The sequence below is a fragment of the Tabrizicola sp. M-4 genome, assembly GCF_051132405.1.
Classification (GTDB): domain Bacteria; phylum Pseudomonadota; class Alphaproteobacteria; order Rhodobacterales; family Rhodobacteraceae; genus Paragemmobacter.
This window is the reverse complement of record NZ_CP128606.1, coordinates 846,022-870,930: the sequence shown is the minus strand read 5'-3', so window position 1 is coordinate 870,930 and position 24,909 is coordinate 846,022. Positions and strand designations below refer to the sequence as shown.

General features: G+C 66.7%; 25 protein-coding genes. 10 read left to right on the top strand and 15 right to left on the bottom strand.

Translation table 11 applies throughout. From position 1 onward, the window contains the following. Window positions 1–4: 4 nt before the first annotated feature. Complete coding sequence (locus TabM4_RS04240) at window positions 5–910, bottom strand: ExeA family protein (RefSeq protein WP_434618889.1); 906 nt, start codon at window positions 908–910, stop codon at window positions 5–7. Window positions 911–1,114: 204 nt separating this feature from the next. Between TabM4_RS04240 and xrtD the strand changes: the two genes are divergently transcribed. From xrtD to TabM4_RS04215, 5 genes are all read left to right on the top strand, one after another. Beyond that, window positions 1,115–2,647, top strand: a complete 1,533-nt coding sequence (gene xrtD, locus TabM4_RS04235) for a VPLPA-CTERM-specific exosortase XrtD (RefSeq protein WP_434618886.1) — start codon at window positions 1,115–1,117, stop codon at window positions 2,645–2,647. A 69-nt stretch (window positions 2,648–2,716) separates the two neighbouring features. Then, a complete protein-coding gene (locus TabM4_RS04230) occupies window positions 2,717–3,616 on the top strand; it encodes a LysR family transcriptional regulator (RefSeq protein WP_434618883.1) in 900 nt (299 codons plus the stop codon). A gap of 123 nt (window positions 3,617–3,739) precedes the next feature. Beyond that, window positions 3,740–4,162, top strand: coding sequence for a DoxX family protein (locus tag TabM4_RS04225; protein WP_434618880.1), 423 nt, complete (start codon window positions 3,740–3,742; stop codon window positions 4,160–4,162). Window positions 4,163–4,185: 23 nt separating this feature from the next. After that, a complete protein-coding gene (locus tag TabM4_RS04220; RefSeq protein WP_434618878.1) occupies window positions 4,186–4,995 on the top strand; it encodes a VOC family protein in 810 nt (269 codons plus the stop codon). Next, window positions 4,995–5,939 carry a glutathione S-transferase family protein gene (locus TabM4_RS04215; protein ID WP_434618875.1) on the top strand — a complete coding sequence of 315 codons (945 nt, stop codon included), beginning with the start codon at window positions 4,995–4,997 and terminating at the stop codon, window positions 5,937–5,939. The genes TabM4_RS04220 and TabM4_RS04215 overlap by 1 nt, the downstream gene beginning before the upstream one ends. 62 nt (window positions 5,940–6,001) lie before the next feature. On the opposite strand, the gene TabM4_RS04210 is transcribed toward TabM4_RS04215, so the two are convergent. Then, complete coding sequence (locus TabM4_RS04210; protein ID WP_434618872.1) at window positions 6,002–6,784, bottom strand: DeoR/GlpR family DNA-binding transcription regulator; 783 nt, start codon at window positions 6,782–6,784, stop codon at window positions 6,002–6,004. A 168-nt stretch (window positions 6,785–6,952) separates the two neighbouring features. Between TabM4_RS04210 and glpD the strand changes: the two genes are divergently transcribed. From glpD to TabM4_RS04195, 3 genes are all read left to right on the top strand, one after another. Continuing rightward, the gene (glpD, locus tag TabM4_RS04205; RefSeq protein WP_434618869.1) at window positions 6,953–8,545 is read left to right on the top strand and encodes a glycerol-3-phosphate dehydrogenase; all 1,593 of its coding nucleotides are present in this window, start codon (window positions 6,953–6,955) and stop codon (window positions 8,543–8,545) included. Window positions 8,546–8,609: 64 nt separating this feature from the next. Next, window positions 8,610–10,094 carry a glycerol kinase GlpK gene (gene glpK, locus TabM4_RS04200; RefSeq protein WP_434618866.1) on the top strand — a complete coding sequence of 495 codons (1,485 nt, stop codon included), beginning with the start codon at window positions 8,610–8,612 and terminating at the stop codon, window positions 10,092–10,094. 82 nt (window positions 10,095–10,176) lie between these two features. Continuing rightward, window positions 10,177–11,316: an iron-containing alcohol dehydrogenase gene (locus TabM4_RS04195; protein WP_434618864.1), complete on the top strand. Its 1,140-nt coding sequence runs from the start codon at window positions 10,177–10,179 to the stop codon at window positions 11,314–11,316. 116 nt (window positions 11,317–11,432) lie between these two features. Here the strand turns inward: TabM4_RS04195 and galE are convergent, their stop codons facing one another. Continuing rightward, window positions 11,433–12,410: a UDP-glucose 4-epimerase GalE gene (galE, locus tag TabM4_RS04190; RefSeq protein WP_434618861.1), complete on the bottom strand. Its 978-nt coding sequence runs from the start codon at window positions 12,408–12,410 to the stop codon at window positions 11,433–11,435. A 169-nt stretch (window positions 12,411–12,579) separates the two neighbouring features. On the opposite strand from galE, the gene TabM4_RS04185 reads away from it, so the two are divergent. Further along, complete coding sequence (locus tag TabM4_RS04185) at window positions 12,580–14,613, top strand: DUF2793 domain-containing protein (RefSeq protein WP_434618858.1); 2,034 nt, start codon at window positions 12,580–12,582, stop codon at window positions 14,611–14,613. Window positions 14,614–14,698: 85 nt separating this feature from the next. Continuing rightward, window positions 14,699–16,003, top strand: coding sequence for a UDP-glucose dehydrogenase family protein (locus TabM4_RS04180; protein ID WP_434618855.1), 1,305 nt, complete (start codon window positions 14,699–14,701; stop codon window positions 16,001–16,003). A 53-nt stretch (window positions 16,004–16,056) separates the two neighbouring features. Here TabM4_RS04180 and TabM4_RS04175 read toward each other — a convergent pair whose 3' ends face one another. The 12 genes from TabM4_RS04175 to TabM4_RS04120 form a co-directional block, all read right to left on the bottom strand. Further along, window positions 16,057–16,833, bottom strand: coding sequence for a succinate dehydrogenase iron-sulfur subunit (locus TabM4_RS04175; RefSeq protein WP_434618852.1), 777 nt, complete (start codon window positions 16,831–16,833; stop codon window positions 16,057–16,059). A 3-nt stretch (window positions 16,834–16,836) separates the two neighbouring features. Then, window positions 16,837–17,127, bottom strand: a complete 291-nt coding sequence (locus tag TabM4_RS04170) for a hypothetical protein (RefSeq protein WP_434618849.1) — start codon at window positions 17,125–17,127, stop codon at window positions 16,837–16,839. Beyond that, entirely contained in the window at window positions 17,127–17,444 is a 318-nt protein-coding gene (locus TabM4_RS04165) for a hypothetical protein (RefSeq protein WP_434618847.1), read from the bottom strand. Before TabM4_RS04165 ends, TabM4_RS04170 begins: the two co-directional genes overlap by 1 nt. A gap of 122 nt (window positions 17,445–17,566) precedes the next feature. Continuing rightward, window positions 17,567–19,369 (bottom strand): succinate dehydrogenase flavoprotein subunit, encoded by a 1,803-nt coding sequence (gene sdhA / locus TabM4_RS04160; RefSeq protein ID WP_434618844.1) that lies wholly within the window; start codon window positions 19,367–19,369, stop codon window positions 17,567–17,569. Between the two features lie 14 nt (window positions 19,370–19,383). Beyond that, the gene (sdhD, locus tag TabM4_RS04155; protein ID WP_434618841.1) at window positions 19,384–19,755 is read right to left on the bottom strand and encodes a succinate dehydrogenase, hydrophobic membrane anchor protein; all 372 of its coding nucleotides are present in this window, start codon (window positions 19,753–19,755) and stop codon (window positions 19,384–19,386) included. An 11-nt stretch (window positions 19,756–19,766) separates the two neighbouring features. Beyond that, a complete protein-coding gene (gene sdhC, locus TabM4_RS04150; RefSeq protein ID WP_434618838.1) occupies window positions 19,767–20,150 on the bottom strand; it encodes a succinate dehydrogenase, cytochrome b556 subunit in 384 nt (127 codons plus the stop codon). A gap of 194 nt (window positions 20,151–20,344) precedes the next feature. Continuing rightward, window positions 20,345–21,145: a DUF4344 domain-containing metallopeptidase gene (locus tag TabM4_RS04145; protein ID WP_434618835.1), complete on the bottom strand. Its 801-nt coding sequence runs from the start codon at window positions 21,143–21,145 to the stop codon at window positions 20,345–20,347. Between the two features lie 61 nt (window positions 21,146–21,206). Beyond that, window positions 21,207–22,238, bottom strand: a complete 1,032-nt coding sequence (locus tag TabM4_RS04140; RefSeq protein ID WP_434618832.1) for a MaoC family dehydratase — start codon at window positions 22,236–22,238, stop codon at window positions 21,207–21,209. 35 nt (window positions 22,239–22,273) lie between these two features. After that, entirely contained in the window at window positions 22,274–22,477 is a 204-nt protein-coding gene (locus tag TabM4_RS04135) for a DUF1737 domain-containing protein (RefSeq protein ID WP_434618829.1), read from the bottom strand. A gap of 4 nt (window positions 22,478–22,481) precedes the next feature. Next, window positions 22,482–23,030 (bottom strand): NnrU family protein, encoded by a 549-nt coding sequence (locus TabM4_RS04130; protein ID WP_434618826.1) that lies wholly within the window; start codon window positions 23,028–23,030, stop codon window positions 22,482–22,484. A gap of 40 nt (window positions 23,031–23,070) precedes the next feature. Further along, window positions 23,071–23,949, bottom strand: a complete 879-nt coding sequence (locus tag TabM4_RS04125) for an HpcH/HpaI aldolase/citrate lyase family protein (protein ID WP_434618823.1) — start codon at window positions 23,947–23,949, stop codon at window positions 23,071–23,073. 96 nt (window positions 23,950–24,045) lie between these two features. Next, window positions 24,046–24,789, bottom strand: a complete 744-nt coding sequence (locus TabM4_RS04120; RefSeq protein ID WP_434618820.1) for a sulfite exporter TauE/SafE family protein — start codon at window positions 24,787–24,789, stop codon at window positions 24,046–24,048. Window positions 24,790–24,909: the final 120 nt, after the last annotated feature.

Below are 24,909 nucleotides of genomic sequence, written 5' to 3'. Positions count from 1 at the left end.
ACCCTTAGTCCCGCGACGCGGCCTTGGCCCGGAAGACCGCCATCGGCGGGGCCTCCCGTTCAGAGGGCGGCAGCAGGGTCTGGCCCGAGAAGAAAACGTCGTCCTTGATCACCTGCTGGATCGTCGCATGGTCGATGCGGTCGGTATTCTTGGAGAAGGCATAGACCATGGCGAAATCGCAAAGCTGGTTCACCAGACGCGGAATGCCATGGGTGCGTTCGTGGATCATCTCGATCGCCTCTGCCGAGAAGAGGTCCGTCTCGCCGCCCACCGCATGCAGCCGGTGCAGGATGTAATCGGTCGTCGTCTCCTCATCCATCGCGGGCAGGTGGCTGGCCGCCCCGATGCGCTGGGCCAGCGGATGCAGGGTCGGCGCCTCGATCCTGTCGCGCAGCGAGGGCAGGCCGACGAGGAAGACCTGCAGCAGGTCATCCGTGCCGGTGTTCATGTTGGTCAGGGTGCGAATCTGTTCCAGCGCCGCATCCGAAAGGTTCTGCGCCTCGTCGAAGATCAGGACGACACGGCGGCCTGCCGCATATTCCCGGATCAGCCGCTCTTCGAATCGGGCGTAAAGCTCCACCATCGAATCCTGCGGGTCCGCCGCCTCGCCCAGCGAGAGCAGGACCCAAGGCAGCACGTCCTCGGCATATCCGCGCACCTGCGACACAAGGCCGAAGATCACGTCATCGCCCACGCTGCGCAGCAGGCGCTGCACCAGAAGCGTCTTGCCCGCCCCCACCTCGCCCGTCACCAGCGTGATCGGCGCATGGGTCACGATGGAATATTCCATCAGAGAAAAGGCCCGGCGGTGCTGCGGCGACCAGAAGATCATGTCGGGATCGGGGGCGATGGCAAAGGGCCGCCCGCTGAGCCCGAAGAACCCCGTATAGATGTCGAGGATACTGCCCATCCGCGAACTCGCCTTTCAAAATTCCAACCACAACGGGCCGTGATCCCGCGCCTGTTTACAACGGCGCGTTTGTCGCGTGTAGTATCGCCGCTTTAACACATACTAATCAAGCGTAGCCAGAACATGCACGGAACCGGGGATATCACATCGGCCATTGGTCGCCTGCCGATACGCATGGCCGGACTATTGTGGCTTTTTTTGGCCATGGCCGGCGCATTTGTCCTTTTCTGGCCGGGAATCGAATTGCTTCTGACGGTGTGGCAATCGCCGGAATACAGCCACGGCCCGCTGATCCCGGTCCTTTCGGGGCTTCTCTTCCTGCGGCAGTTGAAGGGCGAACCGATCATTCAGGGCCCGGTGAACCGGTTGCCGGGCATCGTCCTGATGATCATTTCCGTGCTGCTGGGCCTAGCCGGACAGATGGTGGAGACCCCGACCGTGACGGCAACGGCGCTCGTGCCGTGGTTCGGGTCGGTGCTGCTCATCTCCTTCGGCTGGGATCAGGGCAAGCGGTTCTGGCCGCCCATCGTGCATCTGCTCTTCATGCTGCCGCTGCCCGGCTACAGCTATTACAAGGTGTCGATCGCGCTGCAGCTCATCTCGGCGGAACTGGGCGTGTGGATCCTGCGGGTGATGAACATTCCCGTCTATCTTGACGGCTATATCATCGACCTTGGCGTCTTGAAGATGCATGTGGCCGAGGCCTGTTCGGGGCTGCGCTATCTGTTCCCGATCCTCAGCTTCTCCTACATCTTCGCCGTCCTGTTCCGGGGCGGGATCGTGATGAAGACCATCCTCCTCCTGTCGGCGGCGCCCATCGCGGTGGCGATGAATTCCTTCCGCATCGCGATTGCCGGGATGATCGTGCAGTATCAGGGGGAAGAGCATCTGCAGGGCTTCACCCATTTCTTCGAGGGCTGGGTGATCTTCGTCCTGTCGGTGCTGCTGATGTTCCTTCTGGCCCGCCTGCTTCTGGTGCTGCAACCGGGGCGGATGTCGCTGGTCGAGGCGCTGGATCTGGATTTCTCGGGCATTTCGCAACAGGCGCGGCGGATCACCCTGATCGAGCCGTCGCGGTCGCTGGCGGCGCTGGCGGTCTTCACCATGGGCGCGGCGGTGCTGTGGCACAGCTTCCCCACCATCCGCACCGTTGACCCCGCCCGCGTCGAACTGGCCTCTTTCCCGCAGCAGGTCGGCAACTGGACAGGGGGCGAGCGCCTGAGCCTTGACCCCGAGGTCGCGCGCTCCCTGAAGGCGCAGGACTACATCCTGTCGATCTACCGCGATCCCGCGGGCGGTCAGGTCGAGCTTTTCGCCGCATGGTTCCGCGACCAGACGATCAGCGGCGCGCATTCGCCCGAGGTCTGCCTGCCCACGACGGGCTGGGAATTCGCGGCCTTCGACCGTCGCGACGTCGGACCGGAGATGGGTCTGGACAAGCCCTTCCTCATCAATCGCGCCGTGATCCAGAAGGGACAGGAGCAGATGATGGTCTATTATTACTTCGTCCAGAACGGACGCCAGATCGCATGGGATTTCGGCTCGAAACTCTGGCTGTTCTACGATTCGGTGGTGCATGGCCGCAAGGATGGGGGGCTGGTGCGTCTGGTCACGACCATCGCCCCGGGCGAATCCGAGGCCGTGGCCGAACGCCGCCTGCAGGACATGGCGCGCGAATTGGATGGGCGGCTGGATCGGTTCTTCCCCGGCCGCGACGCCGTCGCGCAGGACGGTTGATCCGGCCCCGCCCGGCGGCTATCGGGGGACGGGGGCCTTGCTCCCTCTGTCAGGAAAGGGCCGACCTCGATGGATCGCCTTGGCTGTGATCGCCTCTTCGTCGCGGTGATGGAAAGCGGCAGCTTCGCCGCCGCCGCGCAACGGATGGGCATGTCTGCGGGGCAGGCCTCCAAGTTGATCTCGGCGCTGGAGGCGGAACTAGGGGTGCGCCTCCTGAACCGCACCACCCGCGCCCTTGCGCCGACCGAGGTGGGTCAGGCCTATTACGACCGCATCCGCAGCATACTGGACGATCTCGACACGCTGGATGCCGAAGTGCAGGACCGCGCCGCCACCCCGCGCGGGCGGCTGCGCCTGACCGCGCCCCTGACCTTCGGCACCCTGCGCCTCGTGCCCGCGCTGAACGATTTCGCCGCGCGATATCCGGATATCGAACTGGACGTCTCTTTCACCGACCGGATGGTGAACCTCGTCGACGAAGGCTTCGACGCCGCAATCCGCGCGGGCCGAATGGTCGACAGCAGCCTGATCGCACGCAAGCTTTGCGACATGCAGACGATCCTTGTCGCATCGCCGGCCTATCTGGCCCGCGCGGATCTCCCGGCGCAACCCGCCGATCTGGCCACCCATGCCTGCATCATCGACACCAACTTCCGCGACCCGCTGATCTGGCGCTTTCGCGGGCCGGACGGCCCCGTCACCGTGCCCTTGACCGGACGCCTGCGCTATTCCAACGCCGAGGCCTGCCTGCAGGCCGCCGAGGCGGGGCTGGGCATCGCCCATGTCCCCGATTTCGTAGCCGCGCCCAGCCTTGCCGCAGGCCGCGTCAACGCCTTGCTGCCCGGCTGGGCCGAGGCTCCGGGCGGTATCCATGCCGTCTACCCGCCCGGACGCCATCTCTCGGCCAAGCTGCGGCTTCTGGTCGATCATCTGGCCGAACGGTTCCGGCCAACAGCCAACGGCGAATGACACCGCATTCATTCCATTTCGGAACGGGATGAATTCCACAGAGACAGATTATCGACGTCACGGAAATGGATCATCTTCCCCCCATCGGCGCGCGCCCCGCGCCCATGGAAAAAGGACGATGACATGACCCTTTCGATCAACACCCCCGCCTCCGCCTCGGCCAGTCAGGCCGAACTTGCCGCCACCCTGCTGCGCGTGACCTCCGGCGTCTGGTTCCTGCTGCATGCCGGTCTGAAGATCTTCGTCTTCACCCCTGCGGGCACGGTGGGCTTCTTCCAATCCATCGGCCTTCCCGGCCCCCTCGCCTATGTCGTGATCCTTGCAGAACTCCTGGGCGGCCTCGCCCTGATCGCGGGCTACCGCACGCGCATCGTGGCGCTTGGCCTTTCGGTGATCCTGCTGGGTTCCATCTACGCGCCGCATTTCTCGGCGGGCTTCTTCTTCTCGAACGAGGGCGGCGGTTGGGAATTCCCGGCCTTCTGGGCGATCACGCTCTGGGCGCTGGCGCTTCTGGGCGACGGGGCCTACGCTCTGGGCAAGCGCTGAGGCGCGGAAACGGGAGACAGGCGATGAACAGCGCAGAAGCCCCGATGCAGATCGGCACGGTCACCCTGACCGTGCGCGATCTGGACGCCACCGCCGATTTCTACGCCCAAGCGCTGGGTCTGGCGAAACTGCGCGGCGACCGCGCCGAGGTTACCCTCGGCGCGGGCGGGACGGCCCTGCTGCGGCTCATCGCCGATCCCGCGGCGCGTCAGCGCTCGGCACGGGAGGCGGGGCTCTTCCACACCGCCTTCCTGATGCCCGACCGCCCCGCCCTCGCCCGCTGGGTGCATCACGCGGCAGGCAGCCGCCTGCCCGTGCAGGGCGCGTCGGATCACAAGGTGTCCGAGGCGATCTACTTCGCCGATCCCGAAGGCAACGGGATCGAGATCTATGTCGACCGCCCGCGCCGGGCTTGGACGAAACCCGACGGCAGCATCCACATGACCACCGATCCGCTGGACGTGGATGATCTGGCCGCCGCCGCCGACGGACCATGGACGGGGGCGCCCGACGGCATGACGATGGGCCATGTCCACCTGCAGGTGGGCGACGTAGCACAGGCCGAGGCCTTCTATTCCGGCACGCTGGGCTTTCCCGTCACCGCCCATTACCCCGGCGCGGCCTTCTACGGCGCGGGCGGCTATCACCACCACCTCGCCACCAACACATGGAACAGCCGGGGCGCGGGGATGCGCAGCCCCTCCACCGGCCTTGCCGCGGTGGAGATCCGCGCCGATGCCCCCTCGCTTGCCGCGATTGCAGCGCGCACGGGTGGGCAGACCGCCCTGACCGACCCTTGGGGCACCGCGATCCTCGTGACGGAGAAGCGCTGATGCTGGTCGATGGCAAATGGGTCGCGAAATGGGACCCCGTGCAGGCCAAGGACGAAAAGGGCGGCTTCGTGCGGCAGGTCTCCACCTTCCGCAACTGGATCACGCCGGATGGCAGCGCGGGCCCCACGGGAACCGGCGGCTTCAAGGCCGAGGCGGGGCGCTATCACCTTTACGTCGCGCTGATCTGCCCTTGGGCCAGCCGCACCCTGATGGCGCGCAAGCTCAAGGGTCTGGAGGAAGTGGTGGGCATCTCCATCGCGGAACCCGAACTGACCGATCAGGGCTGGCGCTTTGCCCCCGGCGCGGATCCGGTGAATGGCGCGACCTATGTGCATGAGCTTTATACCAAGGCCGACCCGCAGGTGTCTGGCCGCGCCACCGTCCCTGTCCTGTGGGACAAGGCGACGGCGACCATCGTGAACAACGAAAGCGCCGATATCCTGCGCATCTTCGATGCGGGCTTCGGCGCGCTGGCCAAGGGGCCGGAACTCTGCCCGGCCGCCCTAGCCGCCGAAATCGACGCGCTGAACGAGGCGATCTATCCCACGCTGAACAACGGCGTCTATCGCGCGGGCTTCGCCACCACCCAACTCGCCTATGAAGAGGCCTTCCACGACGTCTTCGCCACGCTCGACGCGCTGGAGGCGCGGCTGGCCGACGGGCGCGACTGGCTGCACGGGCAGAGCTTCACCGAAACCGATATCCGCGCCTTCGTGACGCTGGTCCGTTTCGACGCGGCCTATCATGGGCTGTTCAAGTGCAACCTGCGCAGGCTGGCCGATTACCCGCGCCTCTCGGCCTATGTCGCGCGTGCCTACCGCCTGCCCGGCATCGCGGACACGGTCAGCATCGACCACATCAAGCGCGGCTACTATTCCATCAAGGCGCTCAACCCGAACGGCATCGTGCCGCTCGGCCCCCGGCTGGACTGGCTGGAAAGTTGACCTCGGCAAACCCCGTCCCGGGCCTGACCCGGCACCTCCCGGCGCGACCCAGAGGCCCCGGATCATGTCCGGGGCGGGGTCTCGCCTGATGCGACCACCACGTCCGTCCCCCATTCCGCGCATTTCCGCGCCAGTTCCTGCGGTAGGGGGCGGTCGGTGAACAGCACCGTCACCTCGGCCAGCGAGGCCAGCCGCGCAGGCGCCGAACGGTCCAGCTTGGAATGGTCGCAGACCAGAAACACCTTCCGCGCCTGCCGAATGATCGCCTTCGACACCCGCACCTCGGCCAGATCGAAATCCAGAAGGTCCCCGTCCCGGTCCAGCGCGGAGGCCCCGATCACCGCGACATCCACCTTGAACTGTTCGAAGAACTGCGTCGTCAACTCCCCCACCAACCCGCCATCCGACCGGCGCAGCGCGCCGCCCGCCACCATGATCTCGCATCCCGGATTGGCGGCCAGCGTATTGGCCACGTTCATGTTGTTCGTCACCACCGTGATGTTGCGATGGCCCAAAAGCTCCCGCGCCACCGCCTCGGTGGTGGTGCCAAGGTTCAGGATGATCGAGGAATTCTCCGGGATCGCCGCAGCGCAGGCCCGCGCGATGGCGGCCTTCGCCCCCTCGTTCATCCGCCGCCGCTGTTCATAGCCAAGGTTCGCCACCCCGGTCTTGGGCACCGCCCCGCCATGCACGCGGTCCAGATGCCCCATGTCGGCCAGTTCCGACAGGTCGCGCCGGATCGTCTGCAGCGTCACGTCGAAGCGCTGCGCCAGATCCTCCACCACCACCCGCCCCTCGGCGCGCGCCAGTTCCAGAATCTCGCTCTGCCGAAAGCTCAGCGCCATGCCGCGTTCCCCTCCCTCCGCCGTCCCGCTGGGAATGGATCGGCGCCCCCGCAGCCCTTTTGCGCGAAGATGTTCGCTTTTACACCGATGCGCGCAAAAACGAAAGAAATAGATTGACCGAAGGCCGGGATTCGCATCAACTGCGCCCGGCGCGACAGGGAGGCAGACGTGAACCGCAAGACCGGGCCGGAAGTGGCCGACCTCTTCATCATCGGTGGCGGCATCAACGGCTGCGGCATCGCCCGCGACGCGACGGGGCGCGGCCTCTCGGTCGTGCTGGCCGAACAGAACGACCTCGCCTCCGCCACCTCCTCCGCCTCGACCAAACTCTTCCACGGCGGCCTGCGCTATCTCGAATATTTCGAATTCCGTCTGGTGCGCGAAGCTCTGGAGGAACGCGAAACCCTCCTCGTCGCCATGCCCCACATCTCGTGGCCCATGCGCTTCGTCCTGCCCTACCACCCCAACATGCGGTTTGAGGGCGACACGCCCACGGGCCGCCTCCTGTCACGCCTGATGCCGTGGATGAAGGGCCGCCGCCCCGCATGGCTGATCCGCCTCGGCCTCTTCCTCTATGACACGCTCGGCGGCCGCAAGATCCTGCCCGCCACCCGCACGCTGGACCTGACGCGCGATCCGGCGGGCAAACCGCTGCAATCCCGCTTCCGCCACGCCTATGAATACTCGGATTGCTGGGTCGAGGACTCGAAACTCGTCTCCCTCAACGCCCGCGACGCCGCCCAGCGCGGCGCGACCGTGCTGACCCGCACCCGCGTCACATCCGCCACGCGCCAGGGCGACCTGTGGGAGATCGTGACCCAAGGCCCCGAAGGCACCGAAACCTTCCATGCCCGCGCCCTCGTGAACGCAGGCGGCCCGTGGGTCGAAGACGTCATCCGCAACGTCGCCCGCATCAATTCCTCCGAAGGCGTCCGCCTCGTCCGCGGTTCGCATATCGTGACGAAGAAACTCTACGACCACGACCGCTGCTACTTCTTCCAGGGCACCGACGGCCGCATCATCTTCGCCATCCCCTACGAACAGGACTTCACCCTGATCGGCACCACCGACAAGGACCACAAGGGCGCCCCCAAAGACGCCGCCTGCACGGATGAGGAACGCGACTACCTCCTGAAATTCGCCTCCCAATACTTCGCCAACCCCGTCACCGTGAAGGACGTGGTCTGGACCTATTCCGGCGTCCGCCCCCTCTACAATGACGGCGCGAAATCCGCGACGGCGGCGACCCGCGACTACGTCCTCTCGCTCGACGCCAACGGCGCGCCGCTGCTGAACGTCTTCGGCGGCAAGATCACCACCTACCGCCGCCTCGCCGAATCCGCGCTGGAAAAGCTCCAGCCCTTCTTCCCGCAGGCCAAGGGACCATGGACCGCCCGCGTCGCCCTGCCGGGTGGCGACTTCGCCCATGACGCCGTCCCCGCCCTGACCGCTGCGTTGAAATCGCGCTTCCCCTTCCTGACGGATTACTGGGCCGCCCGCCTCATCCGCGCTTACGGGACCGAGGCCGAAACGATCATGGGCAACGCGCAAACCGCAGCCGACCTTGGCCACGACTTCGGCGCCACTCTGACAGAGGCCGAGGTGCGCTGGCTCATGCGCCACGAATTCGCCCGCGCCGCCGCCGACGTCGTCTGGCGGCGCACCAAGCTGGGCCTGCGCATGACGCAGGAGCAGATCGCCGCGCTGGATGCCTTCATGGCCAACGCCGCACCGGGGGCAATCAGCCCCGCGGCGGAATGATGCCCCCCGGCAGCTTCCGCCTCGCGCCGAACCACCTCGCTTCTAGCCAGACCCGGAGGACAGAATGACCCATATCCTCGCCATAGATCAGGGCACCACCTCCTCCCGCGCCATCCTCTTCGACGCGGGCCTCAAAGTCCGCGCCATCGCGCAGGAGGAATTCCCCCAGCACTACCCTGCTTCCGGCTGGGTGGAACATGATCCCTCCGATCTCTGGTCCAGTGTCGCCGCCACCGCCCGCGCGGTGATCGAAAAGGCGGGCATCGGCGCGCAGGACATCGCGGCCATCGGCATCACCAACCAGCGCGAGACGACCCTGATCTGGGATCGCGCCACCGGCGAACCCATCCACCGCGCCATCGTCTGGCAGGACCGCCGCACCGCCGACATCTGCGGCGGGCTCAAGGCGGACGGCTTTGAACCCATGATCACCGCCCGCACGGGCCTGCTGCTCGACCCCTACTTCTCCGGCACCAAGATCAAGTGGCTCCTCGACCACGTCCCCGGCGCCCGCGCCCGCGCCGCGCGGGGCGAACTGGCCTTCGGCACCGTCGACACCTTCCTCATCTGGAAACTCACCGGGGGCCGCGTCCACGCCACCGACGCCACCAACGCCGCCCGCACCCTCATCTACAACATCGCGCGCGGAGAATGGGACGCCGACATCTGCGCCCTGCTCGACATCCCCATGTCCCTCCTGCCCGAGGTGAAGGACTGCGCCGCCGATTACGGCACCGGCCGCTCCGACCTCTTCGGCCGCGCCATCCCCATCCTCGGCGTCGCGGGCGACCAGCAGGCCGCCACCGTGGGACAGGCCTGCTTCGCCCCCGGCATGATGAAATCCACCTACGGCACCGGCTGCTTCGCGCTCCTGAATACCGGGACCGACATGGTCCCGTCCAAGAACCGCCTCCTCACCACCATCGCCTACCGCCTGAACGGCCAGACCACCTACGCCCTCGAAGGCTCCATCTTCATCGCAGGCGCGGTCGTCCAATGGCTCCGCGACGGCCTCAAGATCATCCGCGAGGCGAAGGAGACCCAACCCCTCGCCGCCTCCGCCGACCCCTCGCAGGACGTGGTCCTCGTCCCCGCCTTCACCGGCCTTGGCGCGCCCTACTGGCGCCCCGACTGCCGTGGCGCGGTCTACGGTCTCACCCGCAACTCCGGCCCCGCCGAACTGGCCAAGGCCGCGCTGGAAAGCGTCGGCTATCAGACCCGCGATCTCTTGGAGGCGATGCGCTCCGACTGGGGCGCGGCGGCGGACGGCATCCTCCGCGTCGACGGCGGCATGACGGCGTCGGACTGGGCAATGCAATTCCTCTCCGACATCCTCGGCGCCCCCGTCGACCGCCCCGTGGTGACGGAAACCACCGCCCTCGGCGCGGCCTATCTCGCAGGCCTGCAAGCGGGCCTCTGCCCCGCCCCGGACGAATTCCAGAAGTCATGGGCGCTGGAACGCCGCTTCACCCCCGCGATGGACGACCGCACCCGCAACGCCAAATACGCCCGCTGGGGCCGCGCCGTCGCCGCCACCATGACGGTCTGACGCACCGCGCCCCTTCCCGCAGCCTCCCCGCCCGCCCCGCAGCGGGCGGCCCAGAGGCGCACCCAACTCCAAAGGCCCCGCCATGCCCCCCTTCGCCATCGCCATGCCCCAACGCATCCTCTTCGGCCGGGGCGAGGCGCAGAAGGCCCCCTCCCTCATCCCCCCCTTCGGCAAACGCGGCCTGATCATCCACGGCGCATCCGCCACCCGCGCCCAATGGCTCCTCGACGCCCTCGCTGCGCAAGGCATCGAAACCCTCGCCCTCCCCTGCGCCACCGAACCCACGCTCGCAATCCTCGAAACCACACTCGCGCAGGCCCGCCCCTTCCAACCCGACTGGGTCGCGGCCATCGGCGGCGGCGCCGCCCTCGACCTCGGCAAGGCCCTCGCCGCCCTCCTCCCCGCCACCACCCACCCCCTCGACCACCTCGAAGTCGTGGGCAAGGGCCTTCCCCTCCAAACCCCGCCCCTCCCCTTCATCGCGCTCCCCACGACCGCAGGCACGGGAGCCGAGGCCACCAAGAACGCCGTCATCGGCCTCCCCGATCACGGCCGCAAAGTCAGCCTCCGGGACGACCGCATGCTCGCCCGCCTCGCCATCGTGGACCCCGCCCTCACCGACCACACCCCGCGCGCCACCACCCTCGCCTCCGGCCTCGACGCCATCACGCAGGTCATCGAACCCTACGTCTCGTCGAAAGCCACCCCCTTCACCGACGCCCTCACCGCCCCCGCCATCCCGCAAGGCCTGCACGCCCTCGAACGCCTCATGGAAACCGAAGACCCGCAGGCCCGCGACGCCCTCGCCCATGTTTCCCTGACCGGAGGCATCGCGCTCGCCAATGCGGGCCTCGGCGCGGTCCACGGCCTCGCAGGCGTCATCGGCGGCCTCACCCCCGCCCCCCATGGCGCGATCTGCGGCGCCCTCCTCGCCCCCATCCTCCGCCTCAACCGCGCCAAGGCCACAGGTGAAACCGCCCGCCGCCTCGACGAGGTCTTCCAACACATTGCGCAATCCCTCGGCGGCGCAGCCGATCGGGCCCCTGAAACCCTCGCCGCTTGGGCCCGCTCCGCAGGCCTCCCCGGCCTCACCGAGCAAGGCCTTCCCGCCAGCCTTCACGCGGAAACCGCCAAAGCCGCCCTCTCCTCCTCCTCCACGAAGGGCAACCCTGTCCCCTTGGGCGTCGCGGACCTGCAACAGGCCCTCCGTCAAGCTTCCTGAACCGCCACCCCGCTTCGCCCCGGAGAAAAATACCCTGGGGTCCGGGGTGAAACCCCGGGGCCAGCCACGGGCATCGCGGCCCGCCGAACGCGCCATGGCCCCGGAAAGCCGCCGGCTCAGAACCCGCCCGATTGCGACCAGCGCCACGCGTCGCGGATCATCGCGCCCAGATCGCGCTCCGGCGCCCATCCCAGTTCCGCCCGCGCCCGTTCCGACCCGCAGACCAGCGCCGCCGCATCGCCCGCGCGCCGCGCCCCCTCGACCACAGGCACCGCCCGGTTCGTCACCACCCGCGCATGGTCGATCACCTCGCGCACCGAATAGCCCGTTCCCGTCCCAAGGCAGAATACCTTGCTCCCCCGCCCCTCCTGCAGCCAGCGCAGGCCGCGCACATGGGCATCGGCCAGATCGGTGACATGCACGTAATCCCGCACGCAGGTTCCGTCTGCCGTGGGGTAGTCCTGCCCGAACACCGTCAGCGCCCCGCGCTTTCCTTCCACCGCATCCAACATCAGGGGGATCAGATGCGTCTCCGGCTCGTGCTTCTCGCCCACCTCTCCGTCGGGGTCAGCACCCGCCACGTTGAAATAACGGAAGATCACCGATTGCAGCCCGTGGCTCGCCCCGAAATTCCCCAGCATCTGCTCGATCGCCAGTTTCGAGGCTCCATAGGCATTGATCGGGCGCTGCGGCGTATCCTCGTCAAGAACCACGCCATCCTGATCGCCATAGGTCGCGCAGGTCGAGGAAAAGACGAATTTCCCCACCCCCTCCGCCACGCAGGCTTCGATCAGGTTCAGCGCGCCGCCCACATTCACCCGCCAGTAACGGCCCGGATCGGACATCGACTCGCCAACCAAGGACAGCGCCGCGAAATGCATCACCGCCACCGGCTTCCACTCGCGCAGGGCGGCGCGGATCGCCTCGGGCTCCATCAGGTCACCCCTCACAAGCGGCCCGAACTTCACCGCCGCCTCCCAACCCGTTGTCAGATTGTCGAAACAGACCGGAACATACCCCGCCCGCGCCAACGCCTTGCAGGCATGCGCGCCGATATAGCCCGCCCCGCCCGTCACCAAAACATGTTCAGCCAAACCGCATCACTCCCGGTTCCCCATCATTACCGTCACGTTAACGACCCTTCCCCCCAAGCGGTAGTCGCCAGACCCGATTTTTCGCAGACGCAGCGCGCGCAGCCTTTCCGTCCCGTTCACCATCGCCTCCTAGCCTCGCCCGCCAACCCATCTGGCAAAAGGCTCCGCGATGTCCGACGAAACGCCCCTCCTCTCCCTGCCGCTGATCCTGCCCGCGCAGGCGCAGAAGCACGTCACCCATAACGAGGCGCTCCGCCTGCTCGACATGCTGGTGCATCTCGCCGTGCTGGACCGGACACGGACCGAGGCCCCCGCCCTTCCCGCCGAGGGCGACCGCCACATCGTGGCGGCCCCCGCCACCGGCACATGGCAGGGGCAAGAGGGGAAGGTCGCGGCCCATTGGGGCGGAACATGGGTCTTCCTCGCCCCGCGTCCCGGCTGGCAGGCGCGCGTCATCGCCGAGGACCTCTCCCTCATCCATGACGGAAGCACATGGCAAGAGGCCTTCCCCCCGCCCGAAACCCTGCCCAGCCTTGGCCTCTCCACCCCCGCCGATACAACCAACCGCCTCGCCGTCAGCAGCCCAGCCTCCCTCTTCACCCATGCAGGCCAGGGCCACCAGCTCAAGATCAACAAGGCCGCCGCCACCGATCATGCCAGCCTCCTTCTGCAATCCGGCTTCACCGGCCATGCCGAGATCGGCCTTCTGGGCAATACCGGCCTGACCGTGCAGGTCAGCGCCGATGGCAGCACCTTCGCCCCCGCCCTCACCGCCAATGCCGCCACGGCCAGCGTGTCCCTGCCCGGCGGGCTCGCCGCCGCGCCCCTCCTCCTGCGCGACCCCGCCGATCCCGACCGCCGCGCCGCGCTGGACATCTCGGCCCTGCCCTCCGGCCCGCTGCGCACGCTCAGCCTGCCCAATGTCACTTCCGAACTCGCGGCCCTTGCCGGATCGCAGACCTTCACGGGAGCAAAGATCTTTTCCGGCACCTTCTCCGTCACGACCGGCAACGCAAGCTTCGGCACCTCAGCCGCCAATGCCACCTACGGGCTGGGCAGCGGGGCAACCGCAAGCGGCAACAGCAAGACCGTCAACATCGCCACAGGCGGCGCAGCGGGCTCCACCACCACACTCACCCTCGGCCCGGCCCATCCCGCCGCCAGCGGCAACACCACGATCCACGGTACCAGCCTGACCCTTGGCCCAGGCCTCGCCGATTTCGACATGGGGACCGCCCATGCAAGGGCGGACCTCCTCGGCATCGGCGGGGCCGGGGCGAGTGCGACGCAGCGCCTCGCCGTGGCCAGCGCCAGCACGCTCTTCACCCATGCGGGGACCGGCACGGAACTCACCCTGAACAAGGCCGACCCCGCCGACAGCGCGACGATCAGCTTGAAGACCGGCTTCTCGACCCGCGCGCAACTGGGCCTTATGGGCAATGACGACCTCGCCCTCCGCCTCAGCACCGATGGCAGCAGCTTCGCCACCGCCCTCTCCGCCGCCGCCGCCACGGGGCGCGTAACCCTCTCCCGCCCGCTCATCCTCGAAGGTCAGACAGCCGACCCCGCCACCGCGCCGGACGGCACGATCTGGCACAATTCCACCACCGCGCAACTCGGCCTGCAACTGGGCGGCCAGACCCTGCGGCTGGACGGGCAACAGGCCATGCCATGGCTGACCCCGCCGTCGGGCGAACTCGTCCTGACCACCAGTGGCAGCAGCAGCGGCAATGCCGGCAGCGCCGCCGGGGCCGCAGGGCGCATCGACCTCTTCCCCTTCATTCCGCGCGCCGATCTCTCCATCGACAGGCTGGTCGCCAATTGCACCGCCGCCCTTGCCGGTGCGCTGTGCCGCATCCTCCTCTATGCCGCCGATGCGCATGGCCGCCCGGAGGCGCTGCTTCACGAATCCGCCGATCTCGACCTTTCCACGACCGGCGCCAAGGCGGCTCCCATCGCGATCACCCTACGGCAGGGTCGCGTCATCTGGCTGGGCCTGCGCCATTCCTCCACGGCCACCCTGTCGCACTGGGTCCCGTCGGCCACGCCCGACATCAACGGCGGCACCACGCCCGCGACCACCCCGCGCAAGGTTTTGCGCCGCAGCCTCGCATGGGGCACCCCCGCCCCGACAAACTGGGGCTTCACTTCGGCCGAGATCAGCGCGGCATCCGCCCCCGCGATCTGGCTGCGGATGGCCTGACCTGCTCCCACCGCGTTTGACAGTGCGGATCGCCCTGCCATAAACGGGCAGGGCGACCGCGGCCCGCGAACAGGATGGGTAGGACATGAAGATTGCGATGATCGGGACGGGGTATGTCGGCCTCGTCTCTGGCGTGTGTTTCTCCGACTTCGGCCATGACGTGCTCTGCGTCGACAAGGACCCGGCCAAGATCGACCGCCTCCGCGCGGGCGAGATCCCGATCTTCGAACCCGGCCTGCAGGACCTGATGGCAAAGAACGTGGCCGCAGGCCGCCTGTCCTTCTCGCTCGATCTGGCCGAGGCCGTCGCCGGGGCCGATGCCGTCTTCATCGCCGTGGGCACCCCCACCCGCCGCGGTGACGGCCATGCCGACCTGCGCTATGTCATGGCCGCCGCCGAAGAGATCGGCCGCGCCATGACCGGCTACACGGTGGTCGTCACCAAATCCACCGTCCCGGTGGGCACCAACCGCAAGGTTGCCGAGGCCGTCCGCTCGGCCAACCCGCAGGCCGATTTCGACATCGCCTCCAACCCCGAATTCCTGCGCGAAGGCGCCGCGATCGACGATTTCATGCGCCCCGACCGCGTGGTCGTGGGGGTGGAGAACGACCGCGCCCAGAAGGTGATGTCCGACATCTACCGCCCCCTCTTCCTGCGCGAATTCCCCATCGTCTTCACCGGCCTCGAATCCGCCGAGATGATCAAATACGCCGCCAACGCCTTCCTCGCGACGAAGATCACCTTCATCAACGAAATCGCAGCACTTTGCGAACGGGTCGGAGCGGATGTGAAATCCGTGGCCAAGGGCATCGGCCTCGATGGCCGCATCGGCAACAAGTTCCTGCATGCCGGCCCCGGCTATGGCGGCTCCTGTTTCCCCAAGGACACCAAGGCACTGGCCCGCATCGGGCAGGAACATGCCGTTCCCATGCAGATCGTGGAAACCGTGATCAAGGTGAACGATCAGGTCAAGCAGCGGATGCTGGACAAGATCATCGACCTTCTCGACGGTCAGGTGAACGGCAAGACGGTGGGCGTCCTCGGCGTGACCTTCAAACCCAACACCGACGACATGCGCGACGCCCCCTCTCTGACCATCGTCCCCGCCCTTGTCGGCATGGGTGCCAAGGTCCGCGTGACCGATCCCGAAGGCCAGCGCGAAGGCGAGGCGCTTCTGCCCCATGTCCGCTGGGTGGAAAACGCCTATCAGGCCGCGCAGGGGGCCGATGTCGTGGTGATCCTGACCGAATGGAACGAATTCCGCGCCCTCGATCTGGCCAAGCTGGCCCGCAAGATGGCCACCCCCCGCATGGCCGACCTGCGCAACATCTACAACCGCGAGGACGCCCTCGCCGCAGGCTTCGCGGCCTACGAAGGCGTGGGGCGGTAACGCAAAAGGGCCGGGGTTTCCCCCGGCCCTTCCCCGTCCTGCGATGGCGCGGCTCAGACCACCCGCTCCACCATCATCTTCTTGATCTCGGCAATCGCCTTTGCGGGGTTCAACCCCTTGGGGCAAGTCTTCGCGCAATTCATGATCGTGTGGCAGCGATACAGCTTGAACGGGTCCTCCAGCGCATCCAGCCGCTCCGGCGTGGCCTCATCGCGCGAGTCGATGATCCAGCGATAGGCATGCAGCAGCGCCGCCGGCCCAAGATACTTGTCGCCGTTCCACCAATAGGACGGGCAGGAGGTCGAGCACGAAGCGCACATCACGCATTCATAAAGCCCGTCCAGCTTCTTCCGATCCTCGATCGACTGCCGCCACTCCTTGGCCGGGCGGTTCGTCTTCGTCTCCAGCCACGGCATGATGGACGCGTGCTGCGCGTAGAAATGCGTCAGGTCGGGGATCAGGTCCTTGATCACCGGCATGTGCGGCAGCGGGTAGATCTTCACATCCCCCTTCACCTCGTCCAAGCCATAGATGCAGGCCAGCGTGTTGATCCCGTCGATATTCATCGCGCAGGACCCGCAGATCCCCTCCCGGCAAGACCGGCGGAAGGTCAGCGTCGGGTCGATCTCGTTCTTGATCTTGATCAGCGCGTCCAGAACCATGGGCCCGCAGGTATCCATGTCGACGAAATAGGTATCGACCCGCGGGTTTTCCCCGTCATCGGGGTTCCAGCGATAGATCTGGAACTTCCGCACATTCTTGCCCGCAGGCTTCGGCCATGTCTTGCCGGTGCGGACCTTGCTGTTCTTGGGAAGCGTGAACTGGACCATGCCTCATCCCCTCCATTCCGGGAAAGAATAGAGCGGCCGCGTCGGCGGCTGCCCCGATTTCTGTTGCACACACAGGTCGTAGACCGCCGAAGGGTCGCGCCCCATGATGTAATCCGACGTGACGGTCAACTCGATGCCCGCCGAGGTGCGCCCGCCGCTGCCGACGCCCAGATTGATCTCGCCGCGCGGCTGCTGCGCCAGACGCGCCCGCTCAAGGCACTGCCGCTCCGCCCGCTCCACCGGGATCGGACCGCAGGCCAGAAGCGCAAGGGGAAGGAGCCACAGGACCCGCATCACACCCCCAAAGCCACGCCCGAGGCTGCAAGGCAGGACTGCGTCCCGCTGCGCGCCACGATGGCCCAGACGGTCGCCTCGGTCGAGGTGCCCGCATAAACCCCCACATCCCGCACAAGCGCCTGCACCTCTTCGGCCGTCGCGTTCTGCACCACGCAGGCCGTCGCCGCATCCGCCTGCGGCCCCGCCAGACGGTCATCCACGATGGGCCGCACCACCGTCTCCGCCGTGCGGCGGCCGATCTTGTCGGCCATGTCCTGCGGCGAACAGGCGGCAAGCGTCAGAGGAACAAGGGCAAGCATCAGGGCGGCGCGCATGGGGAAACCTCCGGTTGCAGACGATGCCTGCATCCTGCCACGCCCCGGCAGCGCAACGCAGCCCCGCCGCGCCAAGGCGCGACCGGGGCGGCGCATCCCCGCCGATGCAAGCCCCTGCCCCATCAGAACTTCCGCTCCGCAGGCGCGATCTTCTTCAGGCTGATCCCGCCTTCCGCTTCCGTCGTCAGCGGGTCCACATGCACGCCGCGATAGCCCAGCGTGACCTTGTTCCCCTCGACCCATGCCAACGAATGCTTGCGCCAGTTGGCATCGTCCCGGTTGGGATAATCCTCATGCGCATGCGCCCCCCGGCTCTCCGTCCGCGCATGTGCGCCATAGATCGTGGCCAGCGCATTCGGCATCAGGTTCGCCAGTTCCAGCGTCTCCATCAGGTCCGAATTCCAGACGAGGCTGCGATCCGTCACCTTCAGATCGCCCATCTTCCCGGCAATCGCCGTCATCTTCCGCTCACCCTCGGCCAGCGTCGCCTCGGCCCGGAACACCGCCGCATCCGACTGCATGGTCTTCTGCATCTCCAGCCGCAGTTCCGCCGTCGGCACCGCGCCATTGGCATGGCGCATCGCGTCGAACCGCGTCAGCGCCTTGTCCACTTCCGCCCGGTTCACCGGCGCGTTCGTAGCCTTCGGATCGACGATCTGCCCCGCCCGGATTGCCGCCGCGCGGCCAAACACCACAAGGTCGATCAGCGAGTTCGACCCCAGACGGTTCGCCCCATGTACCGAAGCACAGCCCGCTTCGCCCACCGCCATCAGACCGGGGAAGACGGCGTCGGGATTGTCGGCGGTCGGGTTCAGCACCTCGCCCCAATAGTTCGTAGGAATCCCGCCCATGTTGTAATGGACCGTCGGCAGAACCGGGATCGGCTCCTTCGTCAGATCTACCCCCGCAAAGATGCGCGCCGATTCCGAAATCCCCGGCAGCCGCAGTTCCAGCGTCTCCTTCGGCAGGTGGTTCAGGTGCAGGTGGATATGGTCGCCATTGGCCCCCACCCCGCGCCCTTCGCGGATCTCCAGCGTCATGCAGCGGCTGACATAGTCGCGCGGCGCGAGGTCCTTGTAATGCGGCGCATAGCGCTCCATGAACCGCTCGCCATTGGCGTTGGTCAGATAGCCACCCTCGCCCCGCGCCCCTTCGGTGATAAGGCAACCAGACCCGTAAATTCCCGTCGGATGGAACTGCACGAATTCCATGTCCTGCAGCGGCAACCCGGCCCGCGCCACCATCCCGCCACCATCCCCGGTGCAGGTATGGGCGCTCGTCGCACTGAAATAGGCCCGCCCGTAACCGCCCGTCGCCAGCACCACCATCTTCGCATTGAAGACATGGATCGTGCCGTCATCCAGCTTCCACGCCACCACACCCGTGCAGGCACCATCGGTGATGATCAGGTCCAGCGCGAAATACTCGATGAAGAACTCCGCATTGTTCTTCAACGACTGCCCATACAGCGTATGCAGGATCGCATGCCCCGTCCGGTCAGCGGCCGCACAGGTGCGCTGCACCGGCGGCCCCTCGCCGAACTCGGTCGTATGGCCGCCAAAGGGACGCTGATAGATCTTCCCTTCCTCGGTGCGCGAGAACGGCACACCGTAATGCTCCAGCTCATAGACCGCCTTGGGGGCTTCGCGCGCCAGATACTCCATCGCATCCGTGTCACCCAGCCAGTCCGACCCCTTCACGGTGTCATACATGTGCCACTGCCACGAATCCGGCCCCATGTTCCCAAGGCTGGCGGCAATGCCGCCCTGCGCCGCCACGGTATGCGACCGCGTCGGGAAAACCTTCGTCACGCAGGCCGTGCGCAGCCCCTGTTCCGCCATGCCCAGCGTCGCGCGCAGACCGGCACCACCAGCCCCCACCACGACCACGTCATAGTCATGCACTTCATACGGATAAGCCGTCATCTCAGCCCCAGTTCTCAAAGCGCGATGCGGACAAGGGCATACAGCCCCGTCGCCATCACCACGTAGGAAAGCGAAATCGCCGCGATCACCAGCGCCTTCTTGGCATGGCCCCGCGCGTAATCCTCAATCATCATCTGCGCGCCCTTGGCGAAATGGCGCATCGACACCACCAGAACCAGCGCCGTCACGATGGCCGGGAACGGCCGCGCGAAGGTCGCCAGCACAGCCTCATGCCCCTGCCCCAAGGCGCGGCCAAAGATGAACACCCACACCGGCAGCAGGAAGGCCAGCGCCACCGCGCTCACCTGCATGTACCAGTGATGCTCGGTCCCGGAATGCCCCGCGCCCTTGCCCACGGCGCGCTTGCGGTCTGTCAGGTAACGCATCCCCGCCCCCCTTACACGATGACGACGGTCAGGACGGTCAGCACGACCGATCCGATGATGCAGGCCCAGCCCAGCTTTTCCGCCGTCGGGATGTCCAGACCCTTGCCCGCGTCATAGATCAGGTGCCGGATACCGGCGAGGTAGTGATACCACAGCGCCCAGGCCGACAGCGTGAAGACCAGATCGCCGAACCAGCTCGTCGCCACCGCATCCGCCACCGCGAAATACTCGGGCGAGGTCGCCGCCGCCAGCAACCACCACACCGCCAGCATCGTCCCCACGATCAGCCCGTTCCCCGTGATCCGCGTCAGGATCGACGTGATCGAGGTCAATTGCGGACGGTAAATCTGCAAGTGCGGAGAAAGGGGCCTTTCGACCCGCTTCACATCAGCCATCTCGGTTCCCTTCGTCGCTGGCTTGCCCGTCCAGTCGGACCGGCGGGCGCGCTCTCTTTGGCTTTATGACGTGTTTGAATAGCGGATTTTACAGGCAAGTCACGCTTCAGAACGCCGCAGAAGCGGGTTGTTGGCGCTAAACCCCATAAAATTTTCTGTTTGTGATCACGCCCAGAAAATTCGTGATCACAGATTCACGGCGCGGTGGACAGAATATAGTCCGCCATCTCGATGCACATGGTGATGGTCTTCTCGGCAGGATCGTAGAAGGCATTCGCCTCGTCACAGGCACCCACCTGCACCCCCACCTCCTCCGGCAGCGTCCAGATGGAGTTCAGATACTCCACCTCCTCAAGGATCGCCGCCTCGACATAATCCGCAGGCACCGCCTCGCCCAGCCAGACAATGGTTTCACCCGGCCCGGCGGCCTCCAATTCGTCAAGGAACACGCCCCAAGACGCAGAGGCCATGTCGAATTCGTCAGGGCAGGTCGCCGCCCGATCCTCCGGCAGGCCGAAATCCCCGGCCAGGGCCGCGCGCTCGTCCGGCGCACCCCCGTAATAGAGGCAAAGATAGGTGTAATACCGCCGCTCATCCGGCGAATGCACGCCCCAGAAGGCGGGCTCATAGCCCGCATCCGCCGTTTGCGCCGCACTTGCCGCCCAGAACTGCGCCGCAGCCGCAACCTTCGCCTCGGACGATTCGGCATCCCACAGCCGGTCGATCATCACGACCGACAGCACATCCGCCGCATCCTCCTCTAGCCCCAGCACCGGCAATTGCATCACGTCGATCAGCGCATGACCCAATTCGTGATAGAAGATCGCCAGCATCACGTCGCGGACATGCCATTCCGCATCGCTCAGCTCCAGCTCCTCGCCGGCCAAGCTTTCCCCGCCCGCCGTCTCCTCGCCCCCCTTGTACCCAAGGGTCTGCGCCGCCGCCCCGAAGGCCAGCGACAGGAAAACAAGCAGGGAACCGATCACACGCGACATGGCCAGCATCATGCCGAAAGAAAATCGCCGATCAAGCCCGATTTTGTGATCACAAACCAGATCACAGCGGCACCAGCGCCCAGTAATCCAGATCGAGCAGCACCTCAGGCGCGTATTTCCCATCCGCCCCCTTCAAGGCAAAGGGCGCGGCCCCGTCCTTCACCGCCACCAGCCGCAGCCGCAACGCGCCCACGCCGGGCGCCGACGTCTCCGCCTTGTCCAGCACCTCGGACCACGCCCGCACCGTATCCCCCGCGAAACACGGGTTCGCATGCGCCCCCGCATTCAGCGCCACGATCATCTGCGCATTGGCCAGCCCGTTGAAACTCAACGCCCGCGCCAACGAGATCACATGCCCCCCATAGATCAGCCGCCGCCCATCCTCGCGCTGCGTCACGTCGAAATGCACCTTGCTGGTGTTCTGCCACAGCCGCGTCGCCATCAGGTGATCGGCCTCCTCCACCGTCACCCCATCGACATGGTCGATCTTCTCGCCAACCGCATAATCCCCGAACCGATGCCGCTCCCCCGCCAGCGCGAAGTCATAGCGCGAAAAGTCCAACCGCTTCGGCACCACCAGCGCCTCAGGCACCACGACCGGCGCCAGCGACGGCACCACCGCCCCCGGCGCGGGCGCATCCAGCCGCGCCTTCCTCACCATCACCCAGCGCACATATTCCAGCACCACCTCGTCGCGCTGGTTGATGCCCCGCGTCCGCACATAGACGACGCCCGACTTGCCGTTGGAGTTCTCCTTCAACCCGATGACCGTCGACTCCGACCGCAGCGTATCGCCGGGATAGACCTGCCCCAGCCAGCGCCCCTCGGCATAGCCAAGGTTCGCCACCGCGTTCAGGCTGATATCCGGCACGGTCTTGCCGAAGACCACATGGAAGGCGATCAGGTCATCCACCGGCGATGCCGGCAACCCGCAGCCCCGCGCGAACTCGTCCGACGAATACAAGGCCCCCCGCGCCGGATATAGCGCATGGTACAGCGCCCGCTCCCCCCCCGATACCGTGCGCGGCACCGCATGGGTGATCGTCTCGCCCAAGCGGTAATCCTCGAAGAACCGCCCCGGATTGGTCTTCATCGCCGTCTCTCCTGCGGCAGGCCCCATGGCCCGCCCTACTGCTCGCCCAGTTTCACCTCCGGGCTGTACTCGCCCGGAACCTCCTTCACCACCGCCTGCCCGCAGCGCATCACGCCCTTCGCGGCGTCGAAGGCATAGGTCGGCGACCCGTGCAACTCCCACCCCTTGTTCAACGCCGCCGTCACCTTGTGACAGAAGGCCGAGGTGTCATCCTCCGACAGGAACCGGTAAAGCTTCATCCCCTCACCCCCACGGCTGATAGCCCAGCCAGTTGTGGATCAGCATGATCACGACCGTCACAATCACCGTGCCCACGATGGCCTTCCACTCCGCCCCCGGCTTCGCCGCAGGCGGCACCCAATTCGGCTCGGCCCGGTTGATCACGATCACCGACACCACCGCCCAAGCCAGCAGACCGCCGAACAGCACCAGCGACGGCAGATCGCCGTTCACCAGAAGATGCGCCAGCGCCCAGACCTTCACCGCCGTCAACTGCGGATGCCGTATCCGTCGCGCCAGCGCCGCCCGCGTGCCGGACACCGCGTAAAGATAGACCGCAAAGACCATCAGCAGGTTATTGATCCCAACCAGCGCGGGGTTCCGCTCCCACCAGACATCCGCCTCAGGCCGCGCCGCGCCATAGCCGAGATACATCAGCACGACCGAGGCAAGGATCGCCACCGCCGCGATGCCCTTTCCGGCATTGCCCATCCGCGCCCGCGCCTCCGGCGCGACGCGCTTGAACAGATGCGCCGCCCACCACAGCGCCAAACCAAGGATCAACAGGGTCATCGCTCGTGCCTCCTAGCTACCGACGCCGCGCACCCTGCCCCTATTCCGCGCCCACCGCAATTCTTCCCGCCCCGATCTCCAGCGCCGCGATGGCCCGCGCCCGCGCCAGCACCGCCTGCGCCGTCACCACATGCAGGTTCTCCACGATCCGCCCGTCCAGCACCGCCACGCCCTGCCCCTGCGCCTGCGCCGCGTTGAAGGCCGCGATCTGCCGCCGCGCCAGATCCACCTCCTCCGCGCTCGGCGCGAAGGCCGCGTTGCAGATCTCCACCTGCGCCGGATGGATCAGGGTCTTGCCGTCGAACCCCATGTCGCGCCCCTGCGCGCATTCGGCAGCCAGCCCCGCCTCATCCTTGAAGGCGTTGTAGACCCCGTCCACGATCACCCGCCCTTCCGCCTTGGCCGCCAGCAGGCACAGCCCCAGCCCGGTCATCAACGGCAACCGGTCCGCCCGGAACCGGCTTCCCAATTCCTTTGCAAGGTCATTGGTCCCCATCACCATCCCCTGCAGCCGGGGATGGGCGGCAATCGCGGCGGCGTTCAACATCCCTGCCGCCGTCTCCATCATCGCCCACAGCGGCTTCTCCCCCGCCACCGCCGCCACCGCATCAAGATCCGCTGGCGCATTCACCTTTGGCACAAGGATCGCATCCACCCCGCCATGCCCGGCAAAGGCCGCCGCATCCGCCCGCCCCCAATCCGTGTCGAACCCGTTGATCCGCACGATCCGCACGCGCGGCCCGTAATCCACCTCCGTCAGGAACCGCGCCAGCGTCGCCCGCGCCGCCACCTTCTCATCCGGCGCGACCGCATCCTCCAGATCGAAGATGATCGCATCCGCCGCCAGATCGCGCGCCTTCTCCAGCGCCCGCTCCTTTGACCCCGGAATATACAGCACCGAACGGAATGGCCGCGTCATCGGATTCGCCTCCACGAAAGATTCTTTCGCACAAAGGCACCATTCCGGAAGATTCAGCAAGCCCAAAAATGCCGCAATGCAGCATATGCCGCAAGGTCAGGCCCGCAACCCCGTCCACAGTAACTGCACCGACAGGATCAGCAGCGCCCAGATCACCAGCCGGAAGAACAACTTCTCGGGCAGGACCTTCACCAGCCAGACCCCCGCAAAGACCGCCGCCGCCGCCACCGGCATGAGCATCAGCGCGATATGCAGGTTGTCCGCCGTCAACTGGCCCAGATGCCAATAAGGCAACAGCTTGGCCGCATTGATCACCGCGAAGGCGATGGTCGACGTGCCCGCAAAGACCGTCTTCGTCATCTTCAGCGGCAGCGTGTAAACCTGATAGGGCGGCCCGCCCGAATGGCTCACGAAACTGGTGAAACCGGCCACCGCCCCCCAGAACAGCCCCGGCGCCACCTCCGCCCGCTTGGGCGGCCCGTCCTTCTGGCCCCGCAGGATCAGGTTCGCCGCGAAACTCACCCCGATCAGCCCGACCAGAACCCGCACCCAGTTCTCCGGCACGGTCGAGGCCGCGGCCCAGCCCAGCCCGATCCCCACCATCGCCCCCGGCAGCAGGATCGCCAGCACCCGCGCATCGAAGGCCTTGCGATAGGCCCACAGCCCGAACATGTCCGACACCACATAGACCGGCAGCAGCAGCCCCGCCGCCGTCACCGGGCTGATCGACAGCGCAAGGATGGGCACGCTCAGCATCCCCACGATGGGAATCCCACCCTTGCCCGCGCCGACGCAGACCGCCGCCGCCACCGCCGCCATCCAGAACCCGATCCCGTCCATCCGCGCCCCCGCACCCGTCCCGCCGCCTTTAGCGCAAACAGCGCGCCGCCACCACCACCCTGCCGCATTTGCCGCATGCCATTGTATACAATCTCTGCCTCTCAACGCTTGCCAGAAGGC

Excerpts from the sequence above, each read along its gene's own strand:
- TabM4_RS04135 (WP_434618829.1), bottom strand. The coding sequence starts at position 22,477 with ATGAAGCTTTACCGGTTCCTGTCGGAGGATGACACCTCGGCCTTCTGT.
- sdhA (WP_434618844.1), bottom strand. The coding sequence starts at position 19,369 with ATGACGGCTTATCCGTATGAAGTGCATGACTATGACGTGGTCGTGGTG.
- TabM4_RS04195 (WP_434618864.1), top strand. The coding sequence starts at position 10,177 with ATGCCCCCCTTCGCCATCGCCATGCCCCAACGCATCCTCTTCGGCCGG.
- TabM4_RS04225 (WP_434618880.1), top strand. The coding sequence starts at position 3,740 with ATGACCCTTTCGATCAACACCCCCGCCTCCGCCTCGGCCAGTCAGGCC.
- TabM4_RS04180 (WP_434618855.1), top strand. The coding sequence starts at position 14,699 with ATGAAGATTGCGATGATCGGGACGGGGTATGTCGGCCTCGTCTCTGGC.
- TabM4_RS04145 (WP_434618835.1), bottom strand. The coding sequence starts at position 21,145 with ATGTCGCGTGTGATCGGTTCCCTGCTTGTTTTCCTGTCGCTGGCCTTC.
- sdhC (WP_434618838.1), bottom strand. The coding sequence starts at position 20,150 with ATGGCTGATGTGAAGCGGGTCGAAAGGCCCCTTTCTCCGCACTTGCAG.
- TabM4_RS04175 (WP_434618852.1), bottom strand. The coding sequence starts at position 16,833 with ATGGTCCAGTTCACGCTTCCCAAGAACAGCAAGGTCCGCACCGGCAAG.
- TabM4_RS04125 (WP_434618823.1), bottom strand. The coding sequence starts at position 23,949 with ATGACGCGGCCATTCCGTTCGGTGCTGTATATTCCGGGGTCAAAGGAG.
- TabM4_RS04220 (WP_434618878.1), top strand. The coding sequence starts at position 4,186 with ATGAACAGCGCAGAAGCCCCGATGCAGATCGGCACGGTCACCCTGACC.
- xrtD (WP_434618886.1), top strand. The coding sequence starts at position 1,115 with ATGGCCGGCGCATTTGTCCTTTTCTGGCCGGGAATCGAATTGCTTCTG.
- glpK (WP_434618866.1), top strand. The coding sequence starts at position 8,610 with ATGACCCATATCCTCGCCATAGATCAGGGCACCACCTCCTCCCGCGCC.
- TabM4_RS04230 (WP_434618883.1), top strand. The coding sequence starts at position 2,717 with ATGGATCGCCTTGGCTGTGATCGCCTCTTCGTCGCGGTGATGGAAAGC.
- TabM4_RS04170 (WP_434618849.1), bottom strand. The coding sequence starts at position 17,127 with ATGCGGGTCCTGTGGCTCCTTCCCCTTGCGCTTCTGGCCTGCGGTCCG.
- TabM4_RS04185 (WP_434618858.1), top strand. The coding sequence starts at position 12,580 with ATGTCCGACGAAACGCCCCTCCTCTCCCTGCCGCTGATCCTGCCCGCG.
- TabM4_RS04215 (WP_434618875.1), top strand. The coding sequence starts at position 4,995 with ATGCTGGTCGATGGCAAATGGGTCGCGAAATGGGACCCCGTGCAGGCC.
- TabM4_RS04240 (WP_434618889.1), bottom strand. The coding sequence starts at position 910 with ATGGGCAGTATCCTCGACATCTATACGGGGTTCTTCGGGCTCAGCGGG.
- TabM4_RS04120 (WP_434618820.1), bottom strand. The coding sequence starts at position 24,789 with ATGGACGGGATCGGGTTCTGGATGGCGGCGGTGGCGGCGGCGGTCTGC.
- TabM4_RS04140 (WP_434618832.1), bottom strand. The coding sequence starts at position 22,238 with ATGAAGACCAATCCGGGGCGGTTCTTCGAGGATTACCGCTTGGGCGAG.
- TabM4_RS04165 (WP_434618847.1), bottom strand. The coding sequence starts at position 17,444 with ATGCGCGCCGCCCTGATGCTTGCCCTTGTTCCTCTGACGCTTGCCGCC.
- TabM4_RS04210 (WP_434618872.1), bottom strand. The coding sequence starts at position 6,784 with ATGGCGCTGAGCTTTCGGCAGAGCGAGATTCTGGAACTGGCGCGCGCC.
- sdhD (WP_434618841.1), bottom strand. The coding sequence starts at position 19,755 with ATGCGTTACCTGACAGACCGCAAGCGCGCCGTGGGCAAGGGCGCGGGG.
- TabM4_RS04130 (WP_434618826.1), bottom strand. The coding sequence starts at position 23,030 with ATGACCCTGTTGATCCTTGGTTTGGCGCTGTGGTGGGCGGCGCATCTG.